This window comes from Williamwhitmania taraxaci, assembly GCF_900096565.1.
GTDB lineage: Bacteria > Bacteroidota > Bacteroidia > Bacteroidales > Williamwhitmaniaceae > Williamwhitmania > Williamwhitmania taraxaci.
Window position 1 is genome coordinate 34882 of the sequence record NZ_FMYP01000016.1, and the last position, 24803, is coordinate 59684.

23 protein-coding genes are annotated in these 24803 nt (G+C 44.1%); 9 read left to right on the plus strand and 14 right to left on the minus strand.

Translation table 11 applies throughout. From position 1 onward, the window contains the following. Window positions 1-113 precede the first annotated feature (113 nt). From pstB to BLS65_RS06110, 6 genes are all read right to left on the minus strand, one after another. Window positions 114-866 (minus strand): phosphate ABC transporter ATP-binding protein PstB, encoded by a 753-nt coding sequence (gene pstB, locus BLS65_RS06085; RefSeq protein ID WP_092436970.1) that lies wholly within the window; start codon window positions 864-866, stop codon window positions 114-116. A 2-nt stretch (window positions 867-868) separates the two neighbouring features. Beyond that, on the minus strand, window positions 869-1750 hold the full coding sequence (gene pstA, locus BLS65_RS06090) for a phosphate ABC transporter permease PstA (RefSeq protein WP_394331451.1): 882 nt from the start codon (window positions 1748-1750) through the stop codon (window positions 869-871). A 15-nt stretch (window positions 1751-1765) separates the two neighbouring features. Next, on the minus strand, window positions 1766-2977 hold the full coding sequence (pstC, locus tag BLS65_RS06095; RefSeq protein WP_092436974.1) for a phosphate ABC transporter permease subunit PstC: 1212 nt from the start codon (window positions 2975-2977) through the stop codon (window positions 1766-1768). A gap of 74 nt (window positions 2978-3051) precedes the next feature. Then, the gene (locus tag BLS65_RS06100; protein WP_092436976.1) at window positions 3052-3861 is read right to left on the minus strand and encodes a phosphate ABC transporter substrate-binding protein; all 810 of its coding nucleotides are present in this window, start codon (window positions 3859-3861) and stop codon (window positions 3052-3054) included. 28 nt (window positions 3862-3889) lie between these two features. Further along, on the minus strand, window positions 3890-5197 hold the full coding sequence (locus tag BLS65_RS06105) for a hypothetical protein (protein WP_092436978.1): 1308 nt from the start codon (window positions 5195-5197) through the stop codon (window positions 3890-3892). A 287-nt stretch (window positions 5198-5484) separates the two neighbouring features. Beyond that, on the minus strand, window positions 5485-5916 hold the full coding sequence (locus BLS65_RS06110) for a YybH family protein (RefSeq protein ID WP_092436981.1): 432 nt from the start codon (window positions 5914-5916) through the stop codon (window positions 5485-5487). Window positions 5917-6544: 628 nt separating this feature from the next. Between BLS65_RS06110 and mnmA the strand changes: the two genes are divergently transcribed. From mnmA to BLS65_RS06130, 3 genes are all read left to right on the plus strand, one after another. Further along, the gene (gene mnmA / locus BLS65_RS06120; protein WP_092436985.1) at window positions 6545-7723 is read left to right on the plus strand and encodes a tRNA 2-thiouridine(34) synthase MnmA; all 1179 of its coding nucleotides are present in this window, start codon (window positions 6545-6547) and stop codon (window positions 7721-7723) included. A 379-nt stretch (window positions 7724-8102) separates the two neighbouring features. Further along, on the plus strand, window positions 8103-8972 hold the full coding sequence (locus tag BLS65_RS06125) for an ABC transporter ATP-binding protein (protein ID WP_092436987.1): 870 nt from the start codon (window positions 8103-8105) through the stop codon (window positions 8970-8972). 10 nt (window positions 8973-8982) lie between these two features. Beyond that, window positions 8983-12561: an ABC transporter permease/M1 family aminopeptidase gene (locus BLS65_RS06130; protein WP_170830013.1), complete on the plus strand. Its 3579-nt coding sequence runs from the start codon at window positions 8983-8985 to the stop codon at window positions 12559-12561. 188 nt (window positions 12562-12749) lie between these two features. Here BLS65_RS06130 and BLS65_RS06135 read toward each other — a convergent pair whose 3' ends face one another. Beyond that, window positions 12750-14660, minus strand: coding sequence for a transglutaminase domain-containing protein (locus BLS65_RS06135; RefSeq protein WP_092436991.1), 1911 nt, complete (start codon window positions 14658-14660; stop codon window positions 12750-12752). 147 nt (window positions 14661-14807) lie between these two features. On the opposite strand from BLS65_RS06135, the gene BLS65_RS06140 reads away from it, so the two are divergent. Further along, window positions 14808-15437 (plus strand): hypothetical protein, encoded by a 630-nt coding sequence (locus tag BLS65_RS06140; RefSeq protein WP_092436993.1) that lies wholly within the window; start codon window positions 14808-14810, stop codon window positions 15435-15437. Window positions 15438-15443: 6 nt separating this feature from the next. Here the strand turns inward: BLS65_RS06140 and BLS65_RS06145 are convergent, their stop codons facing one another. Next, a complete protein-coding gene (locus BLS65_RS06145; RefSeq protein ID WP_092436995.1) occupies window positions 15444-16331 on the minus strand; it encodes a cation diffusion facilitator family transporter in 888 nt (295 codons plus the stop codon). Window positions 16332-16432: 101 nt separating this feature from the next. On the opposite strand from BLS65_RS06145, the gene BLS65_RS17940 reads away from it, so the two are divergent. The 3 genes from BLS65_RS17940 to BLS65_RS06155 all read left to right on the plus strand — a co-directional run bounded on the left by BLS65_RS17940 (window position 16433) and on the right by BLS65_RS06155 (window position 20336). After that, window positions 16433-16618 carry a hypothetical protein gene (locus BLS65_RS17940; RefSeq protein WP_125869787.1) on the plus strand — a complete coding sequence of 62 codons (186 nt, stop codon included), beginning with the start codon at window positions 16433-16435 and terminating at the stop codon, window positions 16616-16618. Window positions 16619-16881: 263 nt separating this feature from the next. Then, window positions 16882-17448 (plus strand): manganese efflux pump MntP, encoded by a 567-nt coding sequence (locus tag BLS65_RS06150; protein ID WP_092436998.1) that lies wholly within the window; start codon window positions 16882-16884, stop codon window positions 17446-17448. 140 nt (window positions 17449-17588) lie between these two features. After that, window positions 17589-20336, plus strand: a complete 2748-nt coding sequence (locus BLS65_RS06155; RefSeq protein WP_092437000.1) for a cation-translocating P-type ATPase — start codon at window positions 17589-17591, stop codon at window positions 20334-20336. A gap of 95 nt (window positions 20337-20431) precedes the next feature. On the opposite strand, the gene nudC is transcribed toward BLS65_RS06155, so the two are convergent. The 5 genes from nudC to BLS65_RS06180 all read right to left on the minus strand — a co-directional run bounded on the left by nudC (window position 20432) and on the right by BLS65_RS06180 (window position 23479). Next, window positions 20432-21271 carry an NAD(+) diphosphatase gene (nudC, locus tag BLS65_RS06160; RefSeq protein WP_092437002.1) on the minus strand — a complete coding sequence of 280 codons (840 nt, stop codon included), beginning with the start codon at window positions 21269-21271 and terminating at the stop codon, window positions 20432-20434. Window positions 21272-21553: 282 nt separating this feature from the next. After that, on the minus strand, window positions 21554-22219 hold the full coding sequence (locus BLS65_RS06165; RefSeq protein ID WP_170830014.1) for a calcium-binding protein: 666 nt from the start codon (window positions 22217-22219) through the stop codon (window positions 21554-21556). A 342-nt stretch (window positions 22220-22561) separates the two neighbouring features. Then, window positions 22562-22831 (minus strand): hypothetical protein, encoded by a 270-nt coding sequence (locus BLS65_RS06170; protein WP_092437006.1) that lies wholly within the window; start codon window positions 22829-22831, stop codon window positions 22562-22564. Further along, window positions 22828-23127: a DUF6804 family protein gene (locus BLS65_RS06175; RefSeq protein ID WP_092437008.1), complete on the minus strand. Its 300-nt coding sequence runs from the start codon at window positions 23125-23127 to the stop codon at window positions 22828-22830. The genes BLS65_RS06170 and BLS65_RS06175 overlap by 4 nt, the downstream gene beginning before the upstream one ends. A 1-nt stretch (window position 23128) precedes the next feature. Continuing rightward, window positions 23129-23479: a hypothetical protein gene (locus BLS65_RS06180; protein WP_092437010.1), complete on the minus strand. Its 351-nt coding sequence runs from the start codon at window positions 23477-23479 to the stop codon at window positions 23129-23131. Between the two features lie 188 nt (window positions 23480-23667). Here BLS65_RS06180 and BLS65_RS18180 point away from each other — a divergent pair, with 188 nt between their 5' ends. After that, the gene (locus tag BLS65_RS18180; RefSeq protein ID WP_170830015.1) at window positions 23668-23823 is read left to right on the plus strand and encodes a hypothetical protein; all 156 of its coding nucleotides are present in this window, start codon (window positions 23668-23670) and stop codon (window positions 23821-23823) included. Window positions 23824-24069: 246 nt separating this feature from the next. Here BLS65_RS18180 and BLS65_RS06185 read toward each other — a convergent pair whose 3' ends face one another. Then, window positions 24070-24519, minus strand: a complete 450-nt coding sequence (locus BLS65_RS06185; RefSeq protein WP_092437012.1) for an XAC2610-related protein — start codon at window positions 24517-24519, stop codon at window positions 24070-24072. A 135-nt stretch (window positions 24520-24654) separates the two neighbouring features. Between BLS65_RS06185 and BLS65_RS18995 the strand changes: the two genes are divergently transcribed. Next, window positions 24655-24803, plus strand: a 149-nt coding sequence (locus tag BLS65_RS18995; protein ID WP_125869789.1) for a DUF4372 domain-containing protein, incomplete at its 3' end; no start/stop codon positions are given.

A 24803-nucleotide genomic window follows, 5' to 3' on the forward strand; every position in this document is an offset into this window, starting at 1 on the left:
TTAAAAGTAAGGCTATCGGCCCTTAGGTATTCATGCGATTAGACATTCATTAATCTTGTTAAATAGTATACTAACGAGAAGCCTAAAAATCAAAAACGCACAGTAGCTATTTGCTATCCGAACCTTCCGGTGATATAGTTTTCGGTATGCTTTAATTTTGGTTTCGTAAATATTTCTACGGTTGCGCCATACTCAACCAGCTCGCCCAGGTAAAAGAAGGCAGTATAATCGCTTACCCTCGATGCCTGCTGCATATTGTGAGTAACAATTACGATGGTATACTGTTTTTTCAGCTCGTGAATGAGATCCTCAATCTTGGCCGTTGAGAGCGGGTCGAGCGCCGATGCAGGCTCATCCATTAGGATTACCGAAGGCGAAATAGCTAGCGCCCGGGCAATGCAAAGGCGCTGCTGTTGTCCACCAGAGAGTTCGAAGGCCGATTTGTTCAGCTTATCGGAGACCTCGTCCCAAAGGGCCGATTGCTTGAGCGATTGAACCACCTTATCCTCAATAAACGATTTGTTTCTCTCCCCATTCACCCGAAGTCCGTAGGCCACGTTCTCAAATATGCTCTTGGGGAATGGGTTGGGCTTCTGAAATACCATACCAACCTTAATGCGGAGATCATCCACGCTTACGTTCTTACCGTAGATATCCTCCCCGTCCACCAAAACTTGGCCTGAGATTTTAACGTTGTCGATAAGGTCGTTCATACGATTGAAAAGCCTAAGGTAGGTAGACTTACCACAGCCCGACGGGCCGATTAGGGCAGTAACAGTATTCTCCTCCATTTGCATGGAGATGTTTTTTAGCGCATGAAATTCGCCGTAATTCAAATTGGCATCTATGGTTTCTATCTTTGCCATGTTTAGTTCATTTTAACTTTTTTACTGAAGTATCGGCGGAGACCGTTTGCCATCAGGTTTAGGATTAATACCAGCATGATAAGCACTAGGGCAGTTCCGTACGCCATTGGCCGAGATTTTTCGATGTCGGTACCGCTTGTGGCCAAAACGTAAAGGTGATATGGAAGCGCCATTACCTGATCGAATACGCTCGAGGGCAATTTGGGTAGGAAGTAAGCCGCCACGGTGAACAGGATTGGGGCCGTTTCGCCCGATACGCGTCCAATGGAAAGGATTAATCCCGTAATGATGTTTGGATAGGCAATGGGCAGCGTTACCCTTCTAACGGTTTGGAGCTTTGAGGCCCCCAGCGCATAGCTGCCATGCCGGAACGAGTTATCCACCGACTTCAATGCCTCCTCGGTGGTTCGAATTACCACGGGTAGGGTCATTAAGCCAAGTGTCAATGAACCGGCAAGGATTGAATCGCCAAACCCCAGCGTATTTACGAAGAGCGACATCCCAAAGAGTCCGAAAACTATGGAGGGGATGCCCGCAAGGTTGTTGGTCATTAACCGGATAAACCGCACCAGCTTCCCATTGGTTGCATACTCGTTGATGTATATACCCGACAGCACTCCAACCGGAAAGCTGAAAAGGATACTTCCACCAATGAGGCAAAGGGTGCCGATGATTGCCGGATAAATACCTCCCGCAGTCATCCCATCCTCGGGCATCTTGGTGAGGAAATCCCAGCTGATTACCGATATTCCCTTTATCACAATAAATCCAAGAATGACAAAGAGTATACCAACCACCAGAAGGCTCATGGCGCGGAATATTCCGAAGGCAATTTGCTCGCTCCGCCGCTTACTTTTTTGATTTTTTCTTCTCTTATCTGACATCATAATATATTCAGATTACCTTTTTGCTAGCTTATTCCGCGATGATACATACTCAACGGTGAGATTGATTATTAGCGTAATGATAAAGAGGATGCTTCCCAGGATAAATAGTGCCTGGTAGTGAAGCCCTCCCTGCGAAGATTCGCCCAACTCCGCGGCAATGGTAGCCGGGATTGTTCTTACCGGCTCCAGAAACGTATGTGGAATAACCGCAGCATTTCCAGTAACCATTAGCACGGCCATGGTTTCGCCAATTGCCCTACCTATTCCAAGAATAGCGGCCGCTGTAATTCCCGATATTGAGTAGGGAATCACAATCCGGTAGATGGTTTGCCAGCGGCTTGCTCCCAAGGCGAGGCTTGCCTCCTTCATGGCGCGAGGAGTTGTGCGCAGCGAATCCTCGGCAATGGTTATGATGGTAGGCAAGGCCATAATGGCAAGAATAATGCTTCCCGCCAAGGCCGTTTCGCCAACGGGTAGGTTGAATACTTTCTGAATAAGGGGAACAATCACCACCAATCCAAAGAAACCATAGATAACCGAAGGAATTCCGGCTAGTAGTTCGATGAGCGGCTTGAAAGTATTCCTCACTTTCGAATCAGCAATCTCGGCCATATAGATAGCCACCGCCAGTCCTAAAGGAAGGGAGAGCAGTATTGCCCCAAGGCTAACCCACAGAGTTCCTAAGAGCAGCGCCAGAATTCCAAATTGTGCCGCGGGTTCGGCCGTAGGATACCACTCCTTCCCTAGGAAAAACTCCTTCCCCGAAATGTTTACCGGTTCAATCACTTTCCCTTTAAAACCTGCCTTGATATAGGTTTTTGGCACAAAGGCAATCACTCCGGTAAGGCTGTCGGTAAGATTACTGACACAGGCGGGTAGATTCTCGAGGTTTTCGCCAATTTGCTCATCGGAATAGTATGTGCTTACATCCTCCATCCGAAGCAGAATGATGGAATCTTTCTTCCCGCTCATTGACTCCCAGTTGGTAATCTCCTGGTCGAATATCTGCATTACATGCTTGGAATCGATTTTGGTGATAGGATTCGATTTATTTACCACGAGCACATAGCTGCTTTCTATTGGACTTTGACTGAATAAACCAAACCCCTCCTTGAAAAGAAAGACAACAATAAGAAGCACCGTAAGGCTGGTTATACTCCCGCTGAGCGCAAGGATGCCCTCGATGATCTTCTCAAATAGGTTTTTACGGAATGACTTTGTCATCTTTTACGTTTAAATGGGTATAACCATTGAGGCATTTAAAGCCCCAATGGTTGTAATACCCCTATTAACAAATATTACAATGGCACATATCCAATTTGCTCAACTATTTTTTGCCCCTCAGTTGAGAGAACAAAGGTGATAAACGGTTTTACCTGAGCGCTTACCTTAGTATTGTAATAGTAGTAGAGTGGTCGGATAACCGGATAGGTTTTATTCTTTGCCGTAGCCATTGAGGGCTCGATGTAGTTTTTCCCTTTATCAAAGGAAACCTTAATGGCTTTAACCTCCTTGCTGATGTAAGCGAGCCCCACATATCCTATAGCTCCCTTGGTTTGGCTGACGCTCTGGATAATAGCTCCGGTGGCAGGCAAATTCAGCACATCGTAGGCGAAATTTTTCTTATTCATCACATGATCCTTAAAGAACTCATAAGTGCCGGAGCTGGTTTCGCGGGAGTAAACAATGATCTTAGCATCATCCCCTCCAACCTCTTTCCAGTTCTTAATCTTTCCAATAAAGATCCCCTCGAGCTGCTCGCGGGTAAGCTGGCTTACCTTATTGCTAGGGTTTACAACCACTGCTAGTGCATCGTAGGCGGCAATAACCTCTTTGTAGGTTACACCAGCTTCCTGGAGTTTAATTTTCTCATCCATTTTTATTTTACGGGATGTTTGGGCTAAATCGCAAGTATTATCGATGAGGGCGGCAATGCCAACACCGCTACCTCCACCGGTTACTGTTACCTTTGCACTACGGTTGCTCTTCATGAATACTTCAGCCTCTTTCTGCGATAGCGGAAGCATGGTATCGCTACCTTTAATTTTCTGGGCTTGGCCATTGAATGCAAAGGCTAGCGCGATTAATACAACAACTAATCTTTTCATAGTTTTATGTTTTAGTATTTAACTCTTGTTAAAATTTATATTGCATTCTGAAGGTGAATACATTGTCCTTTAAATCCTTGGTATATCCCGAAAGATTACTGCTCGTTTCGTTTTTTACCATGTCGTAGTATGCCGTTAACTTTACGTTGTTCGATACGGCAAAGACGGCTCCCAATCCTAACGTGGTATATTTAAGGTCGGCAGCGGTTGTAGCCTTCATGCCAGTGGCTGATGCTCCAACCTCGTCACCTTTAACCTTGGTGTTGGGGTCGTAGATATCGTATTTGGCAACCAAAGTAAGCGGGGTATTGGCAATGGATTGAACGAAATAAACATAGGCACCATTGAATTTGCGCACATAAGCGTCGGGCACGGTTGCCGGAGCAGTTACCTTGGTAAAGTCGGTGGTGGGGCTGGTAGACGATTTGCTCTGGCCGGGTTGGATACCGAATACATACTCACCGCGCATGGTAGTTAACCCTAGAAAAGATTCCACGGTTAGCTGTGCATCGATTCCCTTATATTCCCGCTTGAGGAAGGAACCCACAGTAGTGTCGGCAGCTAGTTTTGAAAAGACTTGAACTCCGCTTGCATCGCTCATCACGTAGGCAGCCTTGGTTCCCTGATAAACACCGCCATTGTAGTAAGATAATCCTAAGCCATATCGAATAGTCTCGCTAGAGGTTGCTTTCACAATTCCGATACGCCCAATAAAATCCTTCTTCTTATCGAATTCAGGGTTGGTTCCGTTACCCGTAAAGTATCCGGCATCCACTTTAATGAAGTTCCATCTCGATACTTTTGGCATTTGGAAGGTGAGCATTCCGCCGAGGTCACGTTCGCCGGGGAAGAGCGTTTGGGTAAACCTGGCACGCTCCGGACTTTCGCGCTGCGATGATGAGTAGGCTATTTCGTATCCGAATGGACGATTAAACACACCACCAGTAATGGTTAAGGCCTGTAACCATGGATCGGTGAAGTTTATATAGGCATCCTTAATGGCTAGTCCCTTTTCGGTAACATCAAATTGCAACACGTAGTTGCTAAGGGTTCCTGCATAGGCAAACTTTACTCGGCCGCGGCGTAGGGCAAATCGGCTATCGGTTTTAGCATCAAAATCGCCACCTGCAAAGGATTTAACACCCATCGAGTCGGCCTTTTGATACTGAAACTGAATATATCCCGAAACTTTTAACTTCTGCATATTGGTAATGACCGTATTCATCTTCTCAACATAGCTGGTTAGCGTATCAACCGGATTGGTTGAATCCTGCGCTATAGCATTTACGGAGAATGCGAGCAAAGCAACGATGAACAGATTTAAACGTTTTTGCATAAAGGTTTAGTTTTGCGTTTTTTCCTGATGCAAAGTAATACTATGCAAGTTGCTCCAAAATTATGAAGTCGTTAACTTTACCTTAAGTAATAGGGTTCTAATGTTAAGATATTGTAAACAAAAGCAAGGAGGGACTTTGGAAATTGCTTACAGCACAGATATGCTAATTAAAAAGGAAAGCAATAGGCGTTGAGTTCGAAGAAGTAGATCAGTTCGAAAGCAAAACACAAGATAGAAAAAGGGTAAAACGGGTTTAATCGGAGGACAGCACCTTGCAACAGTCGCTATTAACTGGTATGGTCAAACACAACCTTCCAATCGCCATCAATCTTACGCCAAATTAGGGAGTAGTAGCCGCCAAGCGTGTCTCTTTCTCTCAGTAAAGTCCATTTGCCGGTAACAAACATTTGTGTGGGGTTCAACGGTTCATACGAAACAACCTCGAAAACAAGCTTGCCCATAGCTGCCTTGTCGGGGTACGATTTTTTATAGTTATCGAGCGTGGTTTGCCAACCCTTTGTGATGCCACGCTTGCCCATAAACCTAAGGCTATCTGATTTCCAGTAGCCGGACATAAATCCATCAATATCGCCACTGCTCCAGCATTGCTCCTGATTATCCATTGCCTGCTGAATAGCCAGCTTGTCGGCTTCGAAAGTGGATTTTGTGCAGCCAAAAAGCAAAAGCATTGCAGTAGAGAGAAGAATTACTTGCTTCATATAAACAGGTATTAAGGAGAACCAAATACAAATCTAACAAAACCCATTACTCTTACTAATAATTTGCTGTGATTTCGCGTTTAACATTTCAAAAAGGCTCCATAAGAAGAATCGGCCTCTATTTTCTTTTATATCTATACAGTTTTACATCAGCCGCTCAGCAAAATGAGTTTTGATGCGTTGGCTCTATTTTCGGGGCGTTGCCCCAAACCCCACCCACTTTTTGTCTTGACACAAAAAGTAGGCAAAAAGGTCAAGGCCTTGCTCGCTCGCTGACCCGGAAAGGTCTTGCAGGCTAAAACGTCGAAACTCGCTGCGCTCGAACAGACGCCGTTTCAACGCCTGCTTCGACCTACCGGGTGCCCAGCTGCGCGAGCTATGGCCACCCAAACTACAACCGTTCATCGCATCTAATATACGCAGCAACGTCGATATGATTCAGCCTCATCAGTGAGAAATGGTGGTTTCTAAAATCATATTCACAATAATAATTCGAACAAATTAAATAATGCCAACATTATTGAATGGGAGTTTAAGCGAACAGCCAAATTAGCCTACTCATTTACCAACACATTTTCGAATAGCTTTTGTTACCTTTGCCACCGAATTTTCGAGGAGTGAACGGATAATGGGAAAAAGAGTAGTTGTTGGCCTTTCGGGGGGAGTTGATTCGAGCGTTGCAGCCTACTTGCTAAAGCAGCAGGGCTATGAGGTGATTGGTATGTTTATGAAGAACTGGCACGAAACCACCGGGCTGCTTCATGGTGATTGCCCATTTGAAGACGACCAAATGTTTGCCGAAATGGTGGCGCGTAAGCTTGATATTCCCTTTGAGTATATCGACCTAAGCACGGATTACCGTAAGAAAGTAGTCGATTACATGTTTGCCGAATATGAGAAAGGCCGCACTCCAAACCCCGACGTGCTTTGCAACCGCGAAATAAAGTTCGATGTATTTATGAAGGCAGCTATGCGCCTCAACGCCGACTTTGTAGCCACCGGTCACTACTGCCGCAAGGATGAGATTACAAAAGATGGTGAGACATACTACCGTCTCCTTGCAGGACTCGATCCCAACAAAGACCAGAGCTACTTCCTTTGCCAGCTATCGCAGGAGCAGCTAAAATATGCCATGTTTCCCATTGGAGATTTGCTAAAGCCCGAGGTGCGCCGTATTGCAAGCGAATTGGGCTTAGCCACTGCCGAGCGGAAGGATTCTCAAGGCATATGCTTTGTAGGCAAGGTTGATCTGCCCGTATTCCTACAGCAAAAATTGGCTCCAAAGGCTGGAAAGATCATTGAAATAGCCAAAGATTTCTATAGCAACCTGCCTCAACCGGAAGAAGGCAACCTTGCAGCCCTTGCCAAACCTATTTACTACAAACCCGAAGATGGTATGGTGGTAGGCAACCACAATGGAGCACAGTACTACACCATTGGTCAACGCAAAGGGCTGAATGTGGGCGGTAAGCTCGAACCGCTCTTTATCATTGCCACCAGCATTGAGCAGAATGTGGTATATGTAGGTCAGGGGCAAAACCATCCCGGGCTATTCCGTTCGGCATTGCACATCCCCAACAATGAGATACACTGGATTCGTCCCGATCTTAAGATGGAAGTTGGCGAGAAGCGCGACTACCTCATGCGTATTCGCTATCGCCAACCGCTACAGAACGGTTCGCTGCATATGCGCGAAGAGGGATTATACCAAACCTTTGAAGAACCGCAGCGCGGCATTACTCCCGGACAATTTGCCTCATGGTACGATGGCGAGGAACTGTTAGGTTCGGGTGTTATTGCAGAATAAGAGGGAAATTCTCTACTCACCACTTTGTTAAGGCGGCGCAAGAAGCAGTTGTGTGCTAAGCAGCTGCTGCTCGCGCCTCAAGAATAGTTCAATATGCGAAGCCACGGGCTAATGTATATGGCAATTTAATCCATTCCATTAGTGAGTTTCAGCTCTGTGCAAAAAGCGTTGCATGTAGCAATATCTTCAACGTTAGCCAAACTCTAATTTATGTGCAGATCGGACATTTATCGAGCTGTCAAGCCTGAATCCGTGTGGTCTGGAGTAAATTAATCTCCATAAAACTGGAATAATAACTCATTTGTTAAAGTTTATTTTCAAAATATGTAACATTCGGGGCTAGCTGTTCGACTAACTATCTATAAAAACAGCCTATCCTATGATTCTAAAGATTGATGATCTAAGCAAGACCTATGCCAACGGCACAACGGCCTTAAAGAGCGTATCGCTCGAAATAAATACGGGAATGTTCGGTTTAGTTGGCCCCAATGGCGCTGGAAAATCGACCTTGATGCGCACCCTTGCAACCCTTCAGGATGCCGACAGTGGTACAGCCTTTCTCGACGACCTCGATATGCTAAACTGCAAGCCCGAAGTGCGCAAGATATTGGGTTACCTACCCCAGGAATTTGGTCTTTACCCCAAAGTTTCGGCCGAAACGCTGCTTAACCACATTGCCGAGATGAAGGGTATCACCTCCAAGGGCGAACGCAAGGAACTGGTGGAGCTGCTTTTTCAAAAAACGAATCTATACCAACACCGCAAGAAGAATTTGGGAGGCTTTTCGGGCGGTATGAAGCAGCGATTTGGCATTGCTCAAGCACTTATTGGCAGCCCAAAGTTGATTATTGTGGATGAACCAACCGCAGGCCTCGACCCTACCGAGCGTAACCGGTTCCATAACCTACTTAGCGAGATTGGGGAGAATGTAGTTGTAATCCTCTCCACACATATTATAGATGACGTGAAGAGTCTTTGCAACCAAATGGCAATTATCAACTTTGGTGAGGTGCTACTAAAGGGCAAACCCGATGAAATCATCGAAATACTCAATGGCAAGGTTTATCGGAAGCTGATTGATAAGCATACGTTGGAAAGTTATAGTAACATGGAGGTAATTTCGACCCGTCTGCAGCGCGGAAAGATCGAGATTACGGTAGTAGCGGATGGTAATCCGGGCGAAGGCTTTAGCCAAACCGAAGCTACACTCGAAGATGTTTACTTCTCGAACGTTAAAAACGCTAATTAATCCACCTGCCATGTTTTGGAGAATATTCATATTCGAAATAAAGTATAGGCTCAGTCGACCGGCCACCTATATCTACTTTGCGCTCTTCCTGATACTATGTATCCTCATGCTTACCGTTGAGAACATCTCAATAGGCATGATTCCGGCCACCGCCAACAAGAATGCACCGTTTGTGTTTGCCATCATGAGCGCAATCTTTACTGCCTTCGGGATGTTGGTGACGTCCGCCATGATGAGCACCCCCATCATTCGCGATTACGAACACGATACGCACCACTTTATTTATAGTATGCCCATTACAAAATGGCAATACCTCGGTGGCCGATTCTTTGGTTCGCTCGCCATGACCATTTTTGTATTTCTATCCCTTCCCATTGGAATGATGATTGGAACTACTATTGCGCAACTCTTCGGTTTGCACGAGGATAAGATGGGTCCATTCATGCTATGGTCATACTTCCAACCCTTCTTCATTCTTGCAATCCCCAACATCCTCTTTACCGGTGCCATATTCTTTGCACTTTCTTCTACAACCAAGAAGATGGTATATAGCTATCTTGGCAATGTGGTGCTGCTCATTGGCTATCTGATTAGCGTTAATCTCTTATCCAATTTAGACAACATCAAGGTGGCCTCGGTGCTCGATCCTTTTGGCTTAATATCCCTTAGCCAGATGACACGCTACTGGACCGTGGTGGAATACAATACCCAGTTCCTTACACCCGATCTTTATCTCTTCCTCAATAGGCTTCTGTGGGTTGGTATAGGCTTTATGATCTTATGGGTTAGCTATCGAAAGTTCTCCTTTACGGTTCCCAAATCGAGAGCAAAGAAGGGAAGCGACCTAAATGTAGCTAATGAGAATGGTCCATTGCTTACTCTGCCTCGATTAGCACAGAATTTCAGACAGATGACCTACATAAAGCTTATGTTTAAACAGGCATGGCTCTACTTCAAAAGCACAGTTACCGAAATTGCGTTTATAACCATTTTACTGGCTGGAATCGGACTGATTGCCTCAGGGGCCATCAGCACGGGTTCAAGATACAGCACGGAATTTTATCCGGTAACCTACTCTATGCTCGAATCGATGGGTGGTAGTTTTACTTTGTTCATTCTCATCATCCTTACCTTCTTCAGTGGCGAACTTATATGGAAGGAACGCACGGTTAAGCTCAATCAGATATACGATACACTACCGGTCCCCTCCTGGGCAACCTTTGCATCGAAGTATATCGCCATGCTTTTGGTTACGCTACTACTGCTGGGAGTGATCATGGCAACCTGCTTGGTTGTTCAAATTAGCCGATCCTACTATGTTTTCGAATTTAGTCAATACTTCACCGGGCTATTCCTTATTTCGTTTTCCGATTATGCCATTTTGCTCGCGCTAATCATGTTTATCCAAACCATATCGCCCAATAAGTTTGTGGGATTTGTAATGGTAATGGCCTACTATATAATTAGCGGTATGCTTAGTTCTATTGGATTGGAAGATGGATTGCTACGACCGAATGCAATACCTGGATATACCTATTCCGACATGAATGGCTATGGAGCATTTCTAGCACCCATCGCTTGGTTCACCATCTACTGGGGTGCCTTTGCCGGAATGATTTGGTTGTTATCCAATCTGTTTTGGAATAGAGGAACTGAGACTGGAACAAAATCGGCTTGGCATAGAGCCAAGGCACGATTCCAATCGAAAACTATCAAAATGGCCTTTGCCGTGCTTGGGGTAATCTTTCTAGCATCGGGTGCATTTATCTTCTACAATACCCATATCCTGAATTCCTTCGAAACCTCGAAGCATCAGGAGAAGATGGCGGTGAAGTTTGAGCAACAGTATAAGTGGATAGAGAAAAAAGCTCAGCCTAAGATTGTTGATGCCAACATTTTTGTAGACATCTTCCCTTCGGATGGCAAGCTAGACATTGCCGGAACGCTTTTCCTTAAAAACACATTTAGTGTTGCCATTGATAGCGTTTACCTAAACCTTTCAAACACGGGATTAACCATTGAGAAATTCACCCTCAACGGCGACAAGGTAGATGTTCTTGATCGCTACTATGGAATCTTCGCAGCCAAGCTGCATCAACCGCTTCAACCGGGCGATAGCATCCCTCTTGTGTTTAAGTATAGCTACAAGAAACTTGGATCCTCCAATTCGAGTAACGAACCAAAGGTTGCAGAGAATGGCACTTTTGTAAACAGCAAGGAAGTTCTTCCCACAATTGGCTATAACGAAGGACAAGAGTTGGGCGATAAGGATAAGCGTAAGAAGTATAAGCTCCCGGTAAAGCAGCGCATGGCCTTCATTACCGATTCTACCATGTGGAGTAATACATACCTTGGAAACGATGGTGGATGGATACGATTTAGAACTACGGTGAGCACATCGGCCGATCAAATTGCTATTGCTCCGGGTAATTTAGTGAAAGAGTGGAAGCAGAATGGCCGAAACTACTACAGCTACAACCACGAGGGCAAGATCCTCAACTTCTACTCCTTCCTTTCGGCACGCTATGAGGTAAAGCGCGAGGAGTATAAAGGGATAAAGTTGGAGGTTCTTTACCATAAGGGGCATGAGTTCAACCTCGACAAGATGTTTAAATCGATGCGAATGAGCTTAGACTACTTCCAAGCAAACTTCAGCCCCTTCCAGCATAAGTATCTACGGATTGTGGAGTTTCCACGCTATGCAAGCTTTGCACAAAGTTTCCCCGCAACCATCCCGTATAGTGAGAATATTGGTTTCATTGCCGATTTGCGCGATTCTACTAATATCGATTACGTGTTTTACGTTACCGCACACGAAATTGCGCATCAGTGGTGGGCCCATCAAGTTTGTGGTGCCAACGTTCAAGGTGCCACGCTCATGAGCGAAGCCTTGGCTCAGTATTCCGCCTTAATGGTTATGGAGAAGGAGTATGGCAAAACCAAGATGCGCAAGTTCCTGAAGTATGAACTCGATAAATACCTCGGCTCGCGCAAGTATGAGAAGGAGAAGGAAAACCCACTATACCTCAACGAAAACCAAGGATACATTCACTATAATAAGGGTAGTGTAACCATGTATTCGTTGCGCGATTACATTGGAGAGGCAAACCTAAACAAGGCGTTAGCCAAGTTTACTGCCGACTGGGCATTCAAGGAGCCTCTATTCCCTGTTTCAACGCAGTTCCTACCCTACCTGAGCGAAGCTACACCCGACAGCCTTAAATATCTTATTAAGGATTTGTTCGAAACCATTACTCTTTACTCGAATAGGGCAAAAACGGCTACCGTAGAAACCCTAGCCAACGGCAAGTATAAGGTGGTGCTAACAGTGGAATCGCAAAAACTTCGTGCAGACTCTACCGGTGTAGAGCATGAGATTAAGTTTGCCGACTATATCGACATTGGCGTAATGGCTAAGGATGGTAAGGAGGACAAATTGCTCTACCTGCAAAAGCATAAGGTTATACCTGGCACCAATAGGTTTGAAATTATCGTAAACTCCAAACCCGAAATAGCCGGTATCGACCCTATGAATAAGCTCATCGACCGCGATAGCGACGACAATAGAGTTTCGGTGGAGAAGATATAACACCAATTCATCCTTAAATAAAACCGCCCGATGCATGCTGCATTGGGCGGTTTCATTTTTTATGTCAAAACAATTCCAGCTATACTCGTTAGGAACAATTCATTATACTAAAATGATTTTATCGATGTAATAGCTAATTTGCGACCAGTGCTTTTTATGCCCATAGTATATTGTTTAAAACCTACAGGTTATTTCTTACCCTTCTTCTTCCTACTTGCTTGCTGTATTTTCTTCAACGCTCGTTGCTGTTCCTTCGCTAAAGAAAGGTTTGAGCGGGCAGCATCTTTAATGCTCTCGGTTTGGTCAATATCACTATCATAAACTCGAGTATTTCGGCTACTCACAAAGCTATAGAACAACTCCATCCGCCTATTGATAGTGGCAAGGCCATTGGGTCCATAAACTGAAATCTCATTATCCAACTTATCGGCGAGCAGCTGCCACGAATAGTTGTTGCGCACCATCAAACCTAATGCTTCACGTTTATAACCATACAGTTGGTGAAGATGCTTGGCGATAGGCGTTGCTAAGGCAGAATAATGTTCATTATCTCCGCTCTTCTTTGCCATTCGTTCGTAATGGCGAAGGATTTTCTTCAGGGCCATTTCGGCAAGGGAAAAGCTTAGGCTCAACTCACCAAAAGATTGTGCCAAGTTCACCTTCACTTTGGTTTTCGCAACAAGGGCCGTATCGTAGCGGCTATATATAGCATTTAGGGTATCGCAATGGCGAAAGAACGCAAACTCATTCATGTCGTCGAGCGATTGCCTTATGGTGAGCACGCAAGTGGTGGCGCTATCGAGATGGGGAATAATCCCCTCGTTGGTTAAGGTATCGCCTCCCTGAATTACTACCAAATCCTTCAGCTTATTCTCTACAATAAACACTTGTTCTGTATAAATTGTAATACTCGCCGCTATTTGCATGCGCAAGTTGGCAAAAGTAGATGTGTCGCGCTTTGATGGAGGCTCAAAGGAATAGCTAACCCCCATAGCGTAACTCTTTCGGGCCGCCTCGGCCCCGTGCGTTGCTTTCGTTAACGATTTATCCATTCGAAGAAACCTTTTTTCCTCCCGAGGATACTTCCCGTTGGGTGTGCTTGGAATACGTCCCATAGCCCGCACCGTTCGGTTAGCATCGCGGTATATCTGCCCCTGCTGCTGACGTTTATCAGAATAAGTATCGCGCCGCAATGTTCTAAACGACTTTATATAATCCAACGATCGTTCGTAGTAGCGAATAGTAGTATCTACCAGAGGAATTTTCAAGGTATCAAAAATGCTTTCATCGACAACAGTTAACGTATTTGCTTGCCGTTGGTATTGATACGCAATATCGAAATGGTTGTAAGGATTATAGCGAATGCTGTTAACACCATCTACAAAACAGTTATTGTTCGTATTGCTAACCCTTGTTTGGTAGGACATATCCTCAAAATCGATGGGGCTATCCACAAGTGAAGAATCGAAGGCAAAGGTGCGATAGGGCACAGCCAATGGTAACAGCTGCCATTTGGAATCGAGTGGAAAGTGTGTATTAATGGCTTTCTCGGGCAAAATGGCAAAGTAATCGTTGGTGGGCTTTGGCACAAACTTTAGCTTAGTGCGTATTCCTTCCGACCCGGTGAGCGCAATACGAATCTTCGAAAAGGTGGAATACTCATAGTCCAAGAATCCACTCCCCCATGTAGCATCAATGATTAGATAAGTAGAATCGGCATAGCAGATGTTCCATGAATGATCGGCTTTGAGGAAATTCGTGCCCTTTACATAGCCAAACCCCTTGCTATAGCCGTTGATGAAATAAGACTCGACACCAATTCTGCGACACATCTCGCTGAAGAGTTCAGCGTATCCTTGGCAAAGTGCTTTTCGGCGATGAAGAACCTGCTCGGGAGTGTGATACTTATTACTGACCTTCTCATACTGCCCCACATCATAGGCAATATTCTGGGTTATCCATCCATAGATGGACTTTACTTGCGCTGTCTGGTTTTTAGAGGTATCAACAATAGAATAGGTAAGCTTAGCAATCCGATCCTGCGCAAATTGCGAGGCCGAAAACAGCAAAAACAGGGTTAAAAATGCTACTCGCTTCACCTAATCGTTGATTTGTTTGGGGATTCTCCCTTTTATAAGCCAAACTTAGCCAAAAGTTACGTGCAAACAAAATGAATAGAGCATGCCATCCGAATCAGATTTAAGCTATCACTCTTTTTCTATATCTTTGTAACCAAATAGCACACCATGAATGTTAAGACCCGAGAAGAAATTTATAGCGAGATGAGCGATGAGGATATCATTTTTATTGCTTATCAGCCCGAAGGAACAAAACTCGAGTATATTCCTATTATTCAAAAGGAATTAATCCGGCGTAATAAGCAGGAGGAGGCGCTTATACTTAGCGAATACATTATAGGCATAAAGCAAAAGCAAAACCTTGCCCAAATGTCGGATGATGAGCTAAGATCACACATAAACGAACGGATGGAGCAAGGGGAATCGCTCAATTCAATTCAGTTTGATATGAAAGAGAGCGGCATCAATATTTTCGATATTATTGCCGATGAAAACCAGAATAAAGATGATGCCTTCGATTACATTACCGATCTAAAGCTGCAAGGCCTCGATGAAGAGGAGATAGACGAGAAAGTTAAGCAAAACTACAACCTCAAGCAAGAAGAGGTAGAAGTGCTTCGATTGCAACTTATGCGTAGTGGCAAGCAAAGTAAAATAATTGGCTACACCATTGTAATTATCATGGGAGTGCTTACCCTATTTTCGCTGAGCCTAGGTGGTTCTGTTACTATTGGGGCAATCCTTATACTTGCCTTTGGTGTTTGGCGTATCTATACCGGTAATGAGAAGATGAAATAGATGACCCTACTTTGCCGGATGGTAGTGGATATGAACCTCCTTTATATATTCGTTGGCTTTGTAAAGCGCATTCTCTACTTGAGTGGCAATAGCGTCGCCTTCCCTTACCGAAATGGCGCCATCGAGTCCAATAATAAGATTGATTACCATGAAAGGGCCATGCATTGTAGCCTTAATCATTTCAATCTCCTTAACTTCGGGTATTCTAAGAATTATCCCCTTTAGCTGATCAGCTATCTTATCGTCGGGAGTAGTAAGCATTAGCTCCTGCGACGAGCTGTTTATTATGCTAATTCCTGTTCGAAGGATAATGAGCGCAACCAACGCACCCGCCAATGGATCCACCCAGTAGTAGCCAAACCTCCCCATCACGATTCCTATCACCGCCATCAAGGAAGAGATAATGTCGTTTCTATGATCGTAGGCAATGGCCATTACGGTGCTATTGTTTACCTTTTTGGCCACGCCAAACGATATCTTGGCCAGCACAATCTTTACCACCACCGAGATTAACGCAATGTAAAGCGTATATCCGCCCGTTGCCAAATTATCAGAATTACCGACAAAGTAATCGAAGGTCTTATTAATGGCATCCCACAGCACAGCAATTGCGGTGGTTATAATAAATGCACCAATAACTATAGTGGCAATGCTTTCGAATTGCTTATGGCCGTATGGATGCTCCTTATCGGCAGGCTTCTGCGACATGCCAATAAATATCTTAGCAAAGATATAGTAAACCACATCGGAGGTTGAGTTGATACCATCGGCCAAAAGGGCTGCGCTATGACCAAGTATACCTGCAGTTGTCTTTGCAATAGCCAATAGAAGATTGCTTACCAATCCGATATTGATAATCCAAGATATTTTTTTATTTCTTAAGCTATCTTCCATTCAATGTATCTCCCAATCGTATTGATGTTTTCTGCAAAACAAGTTTATGCTTTAAATAGGTTGCAAGCTATCTATGAGGTAAGGAAAAAACCACCGTTCAGATGAACAAACTGCAACAACAATCCGCCTGCACTATGATGATTGTGCGGATAGTTCGCATAACCGTTGCACAAGACCCATATTTCTACGCAAAGATAAAACATAAAAGTAGATGGATTGCGGTTCGGCATGCACTAATTATGGATCATCCACTCCCAACAAAAGGTGCGAATGAGTATAACATTTAAAATTATCTTTGCATACGCACAAATACTTATCCAACACCATAGAAAAGCGAATGGTTACCTCGCTATTTATCTTACTCATTATGATAGACGTTACCGATTTAATCATTGCGGTTGATTACATCCCTGCAATCGTCTGCATTTTGACAGCATCGGTGATGTTTTCATTCATATTACAGGAGAATAAAGCGAAGCTTATTGCGATAGGATTGCCTATAGACCTAAACACTAACAGATACAGAAACACACAGTAAACGAAAATCACTATGGAGTTTTTCACACTACTTGCTATTGCCATTGGCCTATCGTTCGACACCTTTGCCGTTTCCGTATCCACAGGAATAGTGGTATGCCACATTCGCTTTTGGCAGGCCGTTAGGGTAGCATTAATCCTTGCCCTCTTCCAGGGAGCGATGCCCGTCATAGGTTGGCTATTTGGCCTACAAGTTGCTGAGATGATGTCGGATTACGACCACTGGCTAGCCTTCGTTATGCTAACTATTCTAGGTATGAAGATGATTTGGGAAAGTTTTCAAAAGGAGGAAACAAATGGTAAGAAATGCAATCCACTAAAGCTCTCGATTGTTGTTGGTATGGCCATTGCCACCAGCATTGATGCATTAGTAGTGGGCGTTAGCTTTGCCTTTTTGCAGATGAACATCCTATGGGCAGCACTAGTAATAGGTGCAGTAACCTTCATGGCTGCCATGCTGGGTATGCTGTTTGGCAAGAAGATCGGGAATAAGCTGGGCAAGAAGATGGAGATAATTGGAGGGGTTATGCTGATAGCCATTGGCCTCAAAATTCTTTTGGAGCATACCGGAATAATATAGGGTATTATGAATAACTTTGACCCAATATCCTTCAAATAGGAATTCTATCGACCAAACACAATCGTTGCCCACTTCCCAGTTGAAGAGCATCGACGTTACAGGATGATAGCTATTGTTTAAACGCTAAACAATACTTAAAGATGAACAAAGAGACAACTTCAACTAACCATTGGCACAGCATAGAGCAACAAATAGTGCTCAACACGCTCGAAAGTTCAATGGATGGGCTTTCGCCTACAGAAGCTGCGAACCGCATAACCATTTTTGGAAAGAATAAGATCCATCGCAAGCCAAAGGATGGCCCACTAACACTCCTGTGGCGACAAATAAACAACCCGCTTATATGGGTATTGCTCGGATCGAGCACAATAGCAACCGCCCTTGGCAAAATCACCGATGGATTGGTGGTACTCGCCGTAGTAGTTGTAAACTCCATAATAGGATTCATCCAAGAGTTTAAGGCAGGTAAGGCAATAGAAGCATTGAGCGACATGGTTCCGCAGAATGCCACCGTAATTCGCGATGGTAAAAGCATCACCATACCCGTTGCCGATCTTGTTCCCGGCGATATTGTGCTATTAGCGGCCGGCGATAGAGTTCCTGCCGACATGCGCCTTATCGCGCAAAAGAATCTTCAGGTAGAAGAGGCTGCGCTTACCGGCGAATCGGTTCCCGCCCAAAAGAACATAATACCTGTGAAAGGAAATACGGTATTAGGCGACCGAAAGTGTATGGTATATAGCGGAACGCTGGTTACCTCAGGCACCGCTACGGCCATAGTAACCGCTACGGGAATGCAAACGGAGCTTGGCCGAATATCCACCATGCTTAGCGAGGCTACGCCAATGGAAACACCCCTCACCCAAAAGCTTGCAACCATTGGCAAATACCTTACCATTGGCATTGTAGCCATTACGCTTGTCATTCTGGTTATCGGAACCATTAGAGCGTTAGGCCAAGGCATTCTTCTGGGAGTTGCGCTTAAGGATAGCTTAATATTTGCCATTGCACTTGCCGTGGGGGCAATACCCGAAGGCCTTCCTGCCGTGGTTACCATTGCATTGGCAATTGGTGTGCAGCGGATGGCGCGCCGAAATGCTATTATCCGTAAGCTACCTGCCGTGGAAACCCTCGGTAGCACCACCGTTATTTGTAGCGACAAAACGGGAACACTCACGCGAAATGAAATGACCGTGAATGAAATTTGGACACATCAGCAATCGTTCACAATTTCCGGTGTTGGCTACGATCCAAACGGCGAATTCAAGCTAGACGGTTTAGCTATCGACAAGCTTCCCGCAAGCATAAAGACATTACTCATAAAAGCAACCCTGTGCAACGATGCCACCCTTGAGCAAGAGGATGGATCGTGGGTTATTACTGGCGACCCAACCGAGGCCGCTCTAATTGTAGCCTCAGCAAAAGCAGCTATAGGGCATTCCGATCTCAAACAAAAGCATCCACGGGTGGATGAACTTCCATTCGATTCGGAAAACCAGTATATGGCAACGCTGCATGGAGGCGAAAGGCCACTGATAGCAATAAAGGGAGCCCCCGAGGTTATCCTAAAACGATGCAGCATAGCATTTGGGGATACACCAATTGATACCAAGCGCGTAGCTGCCGAAATTGAGAAGATGGGTGCCAAGGGCATGCGCGTTTTAGCTATTGCAACCAAACAATGGTTGCCAAACCAATCCATGGAGCTAAAGATGGAGGATGTTGAGTCCAACCTCACCTTTGTGGGATTAATCGGCATGATCGATCCGGCTCGCATAGAGGCAAAGGAGTCTATTCGTGCCTGCCACGATGCTGGAATTGTGGTAAAGATGATTACCGGCGATCATAAAACAACGGCGCGCACCATTGGTATGGATCTGGGGCTCTCCGAAAATGGAGAGGTAATTACCGGCATAGAGCTAGCCGAAATGGATGATGCACAAATCGATTATGCAGCGGCTCACACCAACATCTTTGCGCGCGTTGCACCCGAGCATAAGCTAAGGCTTGTGCGCGCATTGCAGCGCAACGGCGAAATTGTGGCCATGACCGGCGACGGAGTAAACGATGCCCCATCGCTTAAGCAATCAAATATAGGTGTGGCTATGGGTATTACCGGCACATCGGTATCCAAGGAATCGTCCGACATTATTCTTGCCGACGATAACTTTGCCAGCATCAGCGCAGCCGTTGAAGAGGGTCGCCGAGTTTACGACAACCTCATCAAATCGCTGGCATTCCTGCTTCCCACCAACCTTGGATTGGCATTTATCCTTATTTATGGGATTATGTTCTTTCCATTCGATCCGGTAACTAAAGCGCTACTGCTCCCCATGCTCCCCACGCAGCTGCTATGGATAAATTTGGTAGCAGCCGTAGCGTTGGCACTTCCGCTAGCCTTTGAGGTAATGGAGCCCAACATCATGCATCGGCCTCCACGAAAGCCCGATGCTCCCCTATTCAACGGCTTTGTGGTATTTAGAGTATTTGCCGTATCGTTGCTTATGACTGCCGGAAACATCATCCTGTTTTCCACCGAATACGCCAATGCCATTGCAGCGGGACTACCCGAGGTGCTTGCCATATCCAAGGCACAAACCGTTGGGGTAACCTTTGTAATCATGTTCCAGATATTCTACATGATCAACTGCCGCTCCCTGAACGATTCGGTATTCAAGATAGGGTTCTTCAGCAATAAAACAGTATTTGTGGGCGTAGGAATAGTTCTTGGCCTACAGGCGCTATTCATTTACCTTCCGCTGATGCAGAAGATATTTAAGACCTCTCCGCTCGATTTACATGGCTTACTCATATCCACTGCCGTTGGCTTTGCCATATTCCCCCTCATTGGGATTGAGAAATGGATAAGGGCTAGAAAAAGAAGCTAAAGCGAAGCCTCCGAAAAGGCAATAACAGCCTACGTATAATTCGAGAGCTGATACAAAACTGAAATGCCGGACTCACCCATGTGAATCCGGCATTTTTATAGTAACCGCTCGTGCTTTCCCTGCCTAAACAGCTCAATCATTTCGCCGGCAATGCTGATATTTCCCGGCGTTTCGGGAAGTGCATCGCGGCTGTACCACTGCGCATCATGAATCTCATTGGTATCGATAACGATAGGTTGTTTATCGTCTGCCTCGGCAAAGAAGCCAATCATCATGGAACTCGAAAATGGCCAAGGTTGGCTGGCGTAGTATCGCAGGTTTTTTATCTCAATGCCCACCTCTTCCTTTACTTCGCGAACAACGGTTTGCTCAAGCGTTTCGCCAATATCGGAGTAACCGGCCACGAGCGAGTAAAAGTTAAACTTATAGTGTGTGCCCTTTGCCAACAGAATTTTGTTACCACACGTAATGGCTACAATAATGGCGGGAGATATTTTGGGATACACCGTTAGCTCGCATGCCGGACAAAGAATAGCCCGCTCGCTCTTTTTGAACGTTGTTTTGGTGCCACAGCGCGAGCAAAACTTATGCTCGTCCTGCCACAGGTGAAAATGAAAGCCCACAGCACCAATATAGGACAACTCCCTATTGGGCATGGTGCGTAAGAACTGATGATCGTGGTAAACAAACGCCGCATTGCTGCCCCCATACTCTTTCAGCAGGAAACAAGGCACCCCATCGAGCGAGAACAGGTAATGAGTAGCATCCGAGAAAGGCTCATCGAAATCGCGACGCCGAGGGATTACAAAGTCGTGCTCGGCTTGCAGCAACAGTATGGAGTTTTCCTTGTAGCAAAGAATGTAATCATCCTCCTGCTCCGTGGCATTCTCGAGAAAGGAGTTGTTGAATGTGTGAGGTTCAATATTATGAAGCATAGCAGAAACCGATAATCGGGGTTACAAATAAGGGAATCGCAAAGCTATAAAATATTGCGCAATTAACGGAGCGCAGCATGAAAAGTTACCAACTGCGGACGAGTTCCAGTAAGGCGACACAAAGGTTAAAGCGGGCTACAACCTCTGAATAACCTTATCCAATCAGTTAACTATTCGGAGTGCTGAACCCCGGGGTTATTCGCTTCGCTCATGAGACCTTCGGGGTTATTCGCTGGGCAATACGTGCCGATTGAAGTCCGATTTATTGTAATGCGTTTCTTGTCATCTATTTGCGAACCATGTTTTATAGTCCTCAATCAATTGAAAATCTGCGCTTGTTTTATCAATTGCTTCCAAATCACAAAGCGGATTGTAATATTTTTTGCTACCAAGCAGTATACATGCAACTATTCCATAAGTATCCACAAAATGGGGCAATGATTTTATTGTAACCTTATCCCCAATTTTAATTAAGAAATCATCCTCCGAGTCTAAAACAAAGGCATGAATCGGAAAAGACAATTCGTTGTCAAGGTACTCGACCCACTTTTGCATACATTTCATTTCATCGTTTGGATTAACATTATCCAATACTTTGGAAATTCGTATTCCTTCATCACCAAGCGAAGCCCAGTAATGAATATCCGCCAATTTTTCTTGAGTCTGTTTGACATCTCCCTTTTTATCTCTTGGTTTTGTCTTTTCCAACTCCGACTCATACAAAGTCATATTTTCCCAATCCAATCCTTCTTGTTCAAATTGTTCTATGTAATTATTAGGAATTTGTAGTAATGTTATCGAATCCCATTCTATCGTAATCAAAACATTGTCATTGTCCGATTTTGTATCAATATCAACAACGCGACCTTGCCATCCTCCAATTTCAAACTCTTCCAAATCAGGTGCTTTAATACCCTGATTCACAATTACGCTATCTCCTAGTTTCATATTCATTTTTCAATGTGATGTGTCGTTTTCTAAAAATGCCTACAACGGTTACATGATCGAGTAGACAAGGGCATTTCAGCCCAAGCCTATCACAGAATCGTTCTTGACAGCCTCCCATCACACGGCTCTTGTTATACAAATCTACCAATACTTTACGAAAAATAAAGTCGTCAGTGGTAAACCTCCCTCCGAGAAAGACAAATGCATTGAAAACCCCATAGAAAAAATCCATTGAACCAGAATGTAACTCAACCGGAAGTTATTCGCTTCGCTCATGAGCCCTTCGGGGTTCTCGCTGGGCACTGCGTGCAGGAGGAAGGACTATTTATTATGTGTAGTTTTTTATCTTCTGGCGGAATATCCACCCCCTCCAAATCCACCTATTCCAATAATAAATCCAAGCCAATACATAAATCCTGTATTATGTTCAGCATAAATTCCTATGTCTGAACCGAATAATTTTCCGATAAGCGAAAATACAATAATGAACCCATGCCATAAACCTGAGAAAAATCCTGATTCGTGAGATTCGTAGCCTGAAGGAGCACAAGATGATAGGCTTGTCAACATTATGACAAATAGTAAAGCAATTAAAAGTTTTTGAGTTTTCATTGTTCTTGAGTTTTTTGATTAATAAATGATTTGATTATAAATAATATTCCTGCTACTATGTCAATTGGCATCCAAGCAGACTTGTCATTAAGATAAATTGGTATAAGAGGATTAAATAAAATAGCAAGCAGTCCAAATACTATGACCCAAAAATTTAATCCATTTTCAAATTCAGTCACAACAACAGCGACAGAACCAATTGTTACTACAATACGCAATAAAGTATAATATCCAATCGGTAAGTCAATTAGTCCAATAAACAAAAGTCCTGCACACAGTAATAAAAGTATTTTCATATTAGTTACAATCTCTTAGTTTACGTTCACAATCAACAAGTTCACTTTCTAAATTCCTTATTTTATATTCTAAATCGCTATTGTCGTTTTGCAATGAAGAGTTGTCATAGGATTGGCTATTTGAGCTGCTTTCAAAATTATCTTTTTCTGATTTGCAGTCTTCAAGTTCGCTTTCTAATTCTTCTTTCTCATTCTCCAATGTCGAAACCTTATCTTCGAGGTCTGATATTTCATAACTCAAATTCTTGATTTCTTTGTTTTTATTTGCAATTACGATTGACATTGACAAAAGTCCTATCGAGAGTAAAATAGTCAGCCAATGATTTTTGAATATTTGATTTATTCTGTTCATAAGGTCGTTTAAAAATTACCCATAACTCGTTTATAAACCCAACTTAGTTGGGTTTAGCCACCCTTATTTGGGTGGCTAAACCTAGCTTTTGTGAAGGTTTATCTACTTCACTAAGGTATCAATAATGTGGCATGTGGTGCGGGGTGGGTGAATAATATTTGGTTAGATGCAAAAAGATGCGCTGTGGGGTGAGTGGCAGGAGGTATGCCTCGTGCTCAAATGAAGGTGCAGTGAAGGCAGCGCGGGAAGTGATGGAGCGCAAGGGAATGGGCATGCGCGCTGCCAGCTGGGTTGCTACCGTAACCCCGGGTAACCAGCCTGAGAGCTGGTTTACCCGGGTCTAATAATATTTAAGGCCTACGGCCTAATTGCGGCAAACCAAGTTGCATGGTTAACGAGCGGCCTTGAGGTTTACTTTGGAACTCAGCATGAAAAGTTAGCGGTTCATACACAAAATGTTTGTGAGAAAACACCTCTCTTTTAAAGGAAGGTGAAGAGGATGGTTGCAGCAGAGGCAAGCCATGGGCACTTCGGGGTTCTCGCTGGGCACTTCGTGCCGATTGAAGTCCTATTTATTGGCAAACGTTTTTTTAATAACTTTTAATCTCTTCTACACAATCCACATTTCCAGTAGAATCAGTGACAGAATGAGAGCTTGTTTTTTTTATTAATTTAAAATTATCCTTTTGTACTTTGTATAACCAGACATCCTGATCACACCAACCTGATTTCCACCACATAGTAATTGTTTTGTTTTCAGAATCAATGGAACCAATATTAGCGCTAGATAATAAAGTGTTAAATCTATAATATTCTTTTTTTGAATCATAAATCCAAGTAAAGTAAATTTCACCACCGGAACCACTATTCCCACGACAATAAATACTTAAATCAGGATAGTTGTCAAAATTATAATCTTTGAGGTTAATTCTATCTGAGATGAAATCGCTAAAATCCTGATTTTTGTAATTAAATACTTCTAATTCTCTTAAATGAAAATGATCAGGAAATGAGTCTGATTGAATCTTTATTCTCTCCAATCTGTTTTTTATAACTTTACACTACTGTCCGACAAAAAGATTCCAGTTGAAACGTTAGTTGAATAAAAATAAGGGGCTACTCCCCGAAGGTTTCACCCCGATGTTGTAGATTTGTTTTGCGAAAAAAAACACAACATGGGCAAAAATACAGAAATAAAATTAGTCGGACAGCCGATTTTCAAACAAGCCATCAACTTAATCGATGCCATTAATGTCAGCAGCTTGGTGAAAAAGCATGGTGCAGACCATTACTATAAGACGTTTAAGGCAAAACCCCAGCTGGT

Coding starts and splice junctions, on each gene's coding strand:
- BLS65_RS06165 (WP_170830014.1), bottom strand. CDS start 22,219: ATGAAACTAGGAGATAGCGTAATTGTGAATCAGGGTATTAAAGCACCT.
- BLS65_RS06105 (WP_092436978.1), bottom strand. CDS start 5,197: ATGCAAAAACGTTTAAATCTGTTCATCGTTGCTTTGCTCGCATTCTCC.
- BLS65_RS06110 (WP_092436981.1), bottom strand. CDS start 5,916: ATGAAGCAAGTAATTCTTCTCTCTACTGCAATGCTTTTGCTTTTTGGC.
- BLS65_RS06175 (WP_092437008.1), bottom strand. CDS start 23,127: ATGAAAATACTTTTATTACTGTGTGCAGGACTTTTGTTTATTGGACTA.
- nudC (WP_092437002.1), bottom strand. CDS start 21,271: ATGCTTCATAATATTGAACCTCACACATTCAACAACTCCTTTCTCGAG.
- BLS65_RS06150 (WP_092436998.1), top strand. CDS start 16,882: ATGGAGTTTTTCACACTACTTGCTATTGCCATTGGCCTATCGTTCGAC.
- BLS65_RS06140 (WP_092436993.1), top strand. CDS start 14,808: ATGAATGTTAAGACCCGAGAAGAAATTTATAGCGAGATGAGCGATGAG.
- mnmA (WP_092436985.1), top strand. CDS start 6,545: ATGGGAAAAAGAGTAGTTGTTGGCCTTTCGGGGGGAGTTGATTCGAGC.
- pstB (WP_092436970.1), bottom strand. CDS start 866: ATGGCAAAGATAGAAACCATAGATGCCAATTTGAATTACGGCGAATTT.
- pstC (WP_092436974.1), bottom strand. CDS start 2,977: ATGACAAAGTCATTCCGTAAAAACCTATTTGAGAAGATCATCGAGGGC.
- BLS65_RS06155 (WP_092437000.1), top strand. CDS start 17,589: ATGAACAAAGAGACAACTTCAACTAACCATTGGCACAGCATAGAGCAA.
- BLS65_RS06125 (WP_092436987.1), top strand. CDS start 8,103: ATGATTCTAAAGATTGATGATCTAAGCAAGACCTATGCCAACGGCACA.
- BLS65_RS06170 (WP_092437006.1), bottom strand. CDS start 22,831: ATGAAAACTCAAAAACTTTTAATTGCTTTACTATTTGTCATAATGTTG.
- BLS65_RS06130 (WP_170830013.1), top strand. CDS start 8,983: ATGTTTTGGAGAATATTCATATTCGAAATAAAGTATAGGCTCAGTCGA.
- pstA (WP_394331451.1), bottom strand. CDS start 1,750: ATGTCAGATAAGAGAAGAAAAAATCAAAAAAGTAAGCGGCGGAGCGAG.
- BLS65_RS06100 (WP_092436976.1), bottom strand. CDS start 3,861: ATGAAAAGATTAGTTGTTGTATTAATCGCGCTAGCCTTTGCATTCAAT.
- BLS65_RS06180 (WP_092437010.1), bottom strand. CDS start 23,479: ATGAACAGAATAAATCAAATATTCAAAAATCATTGGCTGACTATTTTA.
- BLS65_RS17940 (WP_125869787.1), top strand. CDS start 16,433: ATGAACAAACTGCAACAACAATCCGCCTGCACTATGATGATTGTGCGG.
- BLS65_RS06145 (WP_092436995.1), bottom strand. CDS start 16,331: ATGGAAGATAGCTTAAGAAATAAAAAAATATCTTGGATTATCAATATC.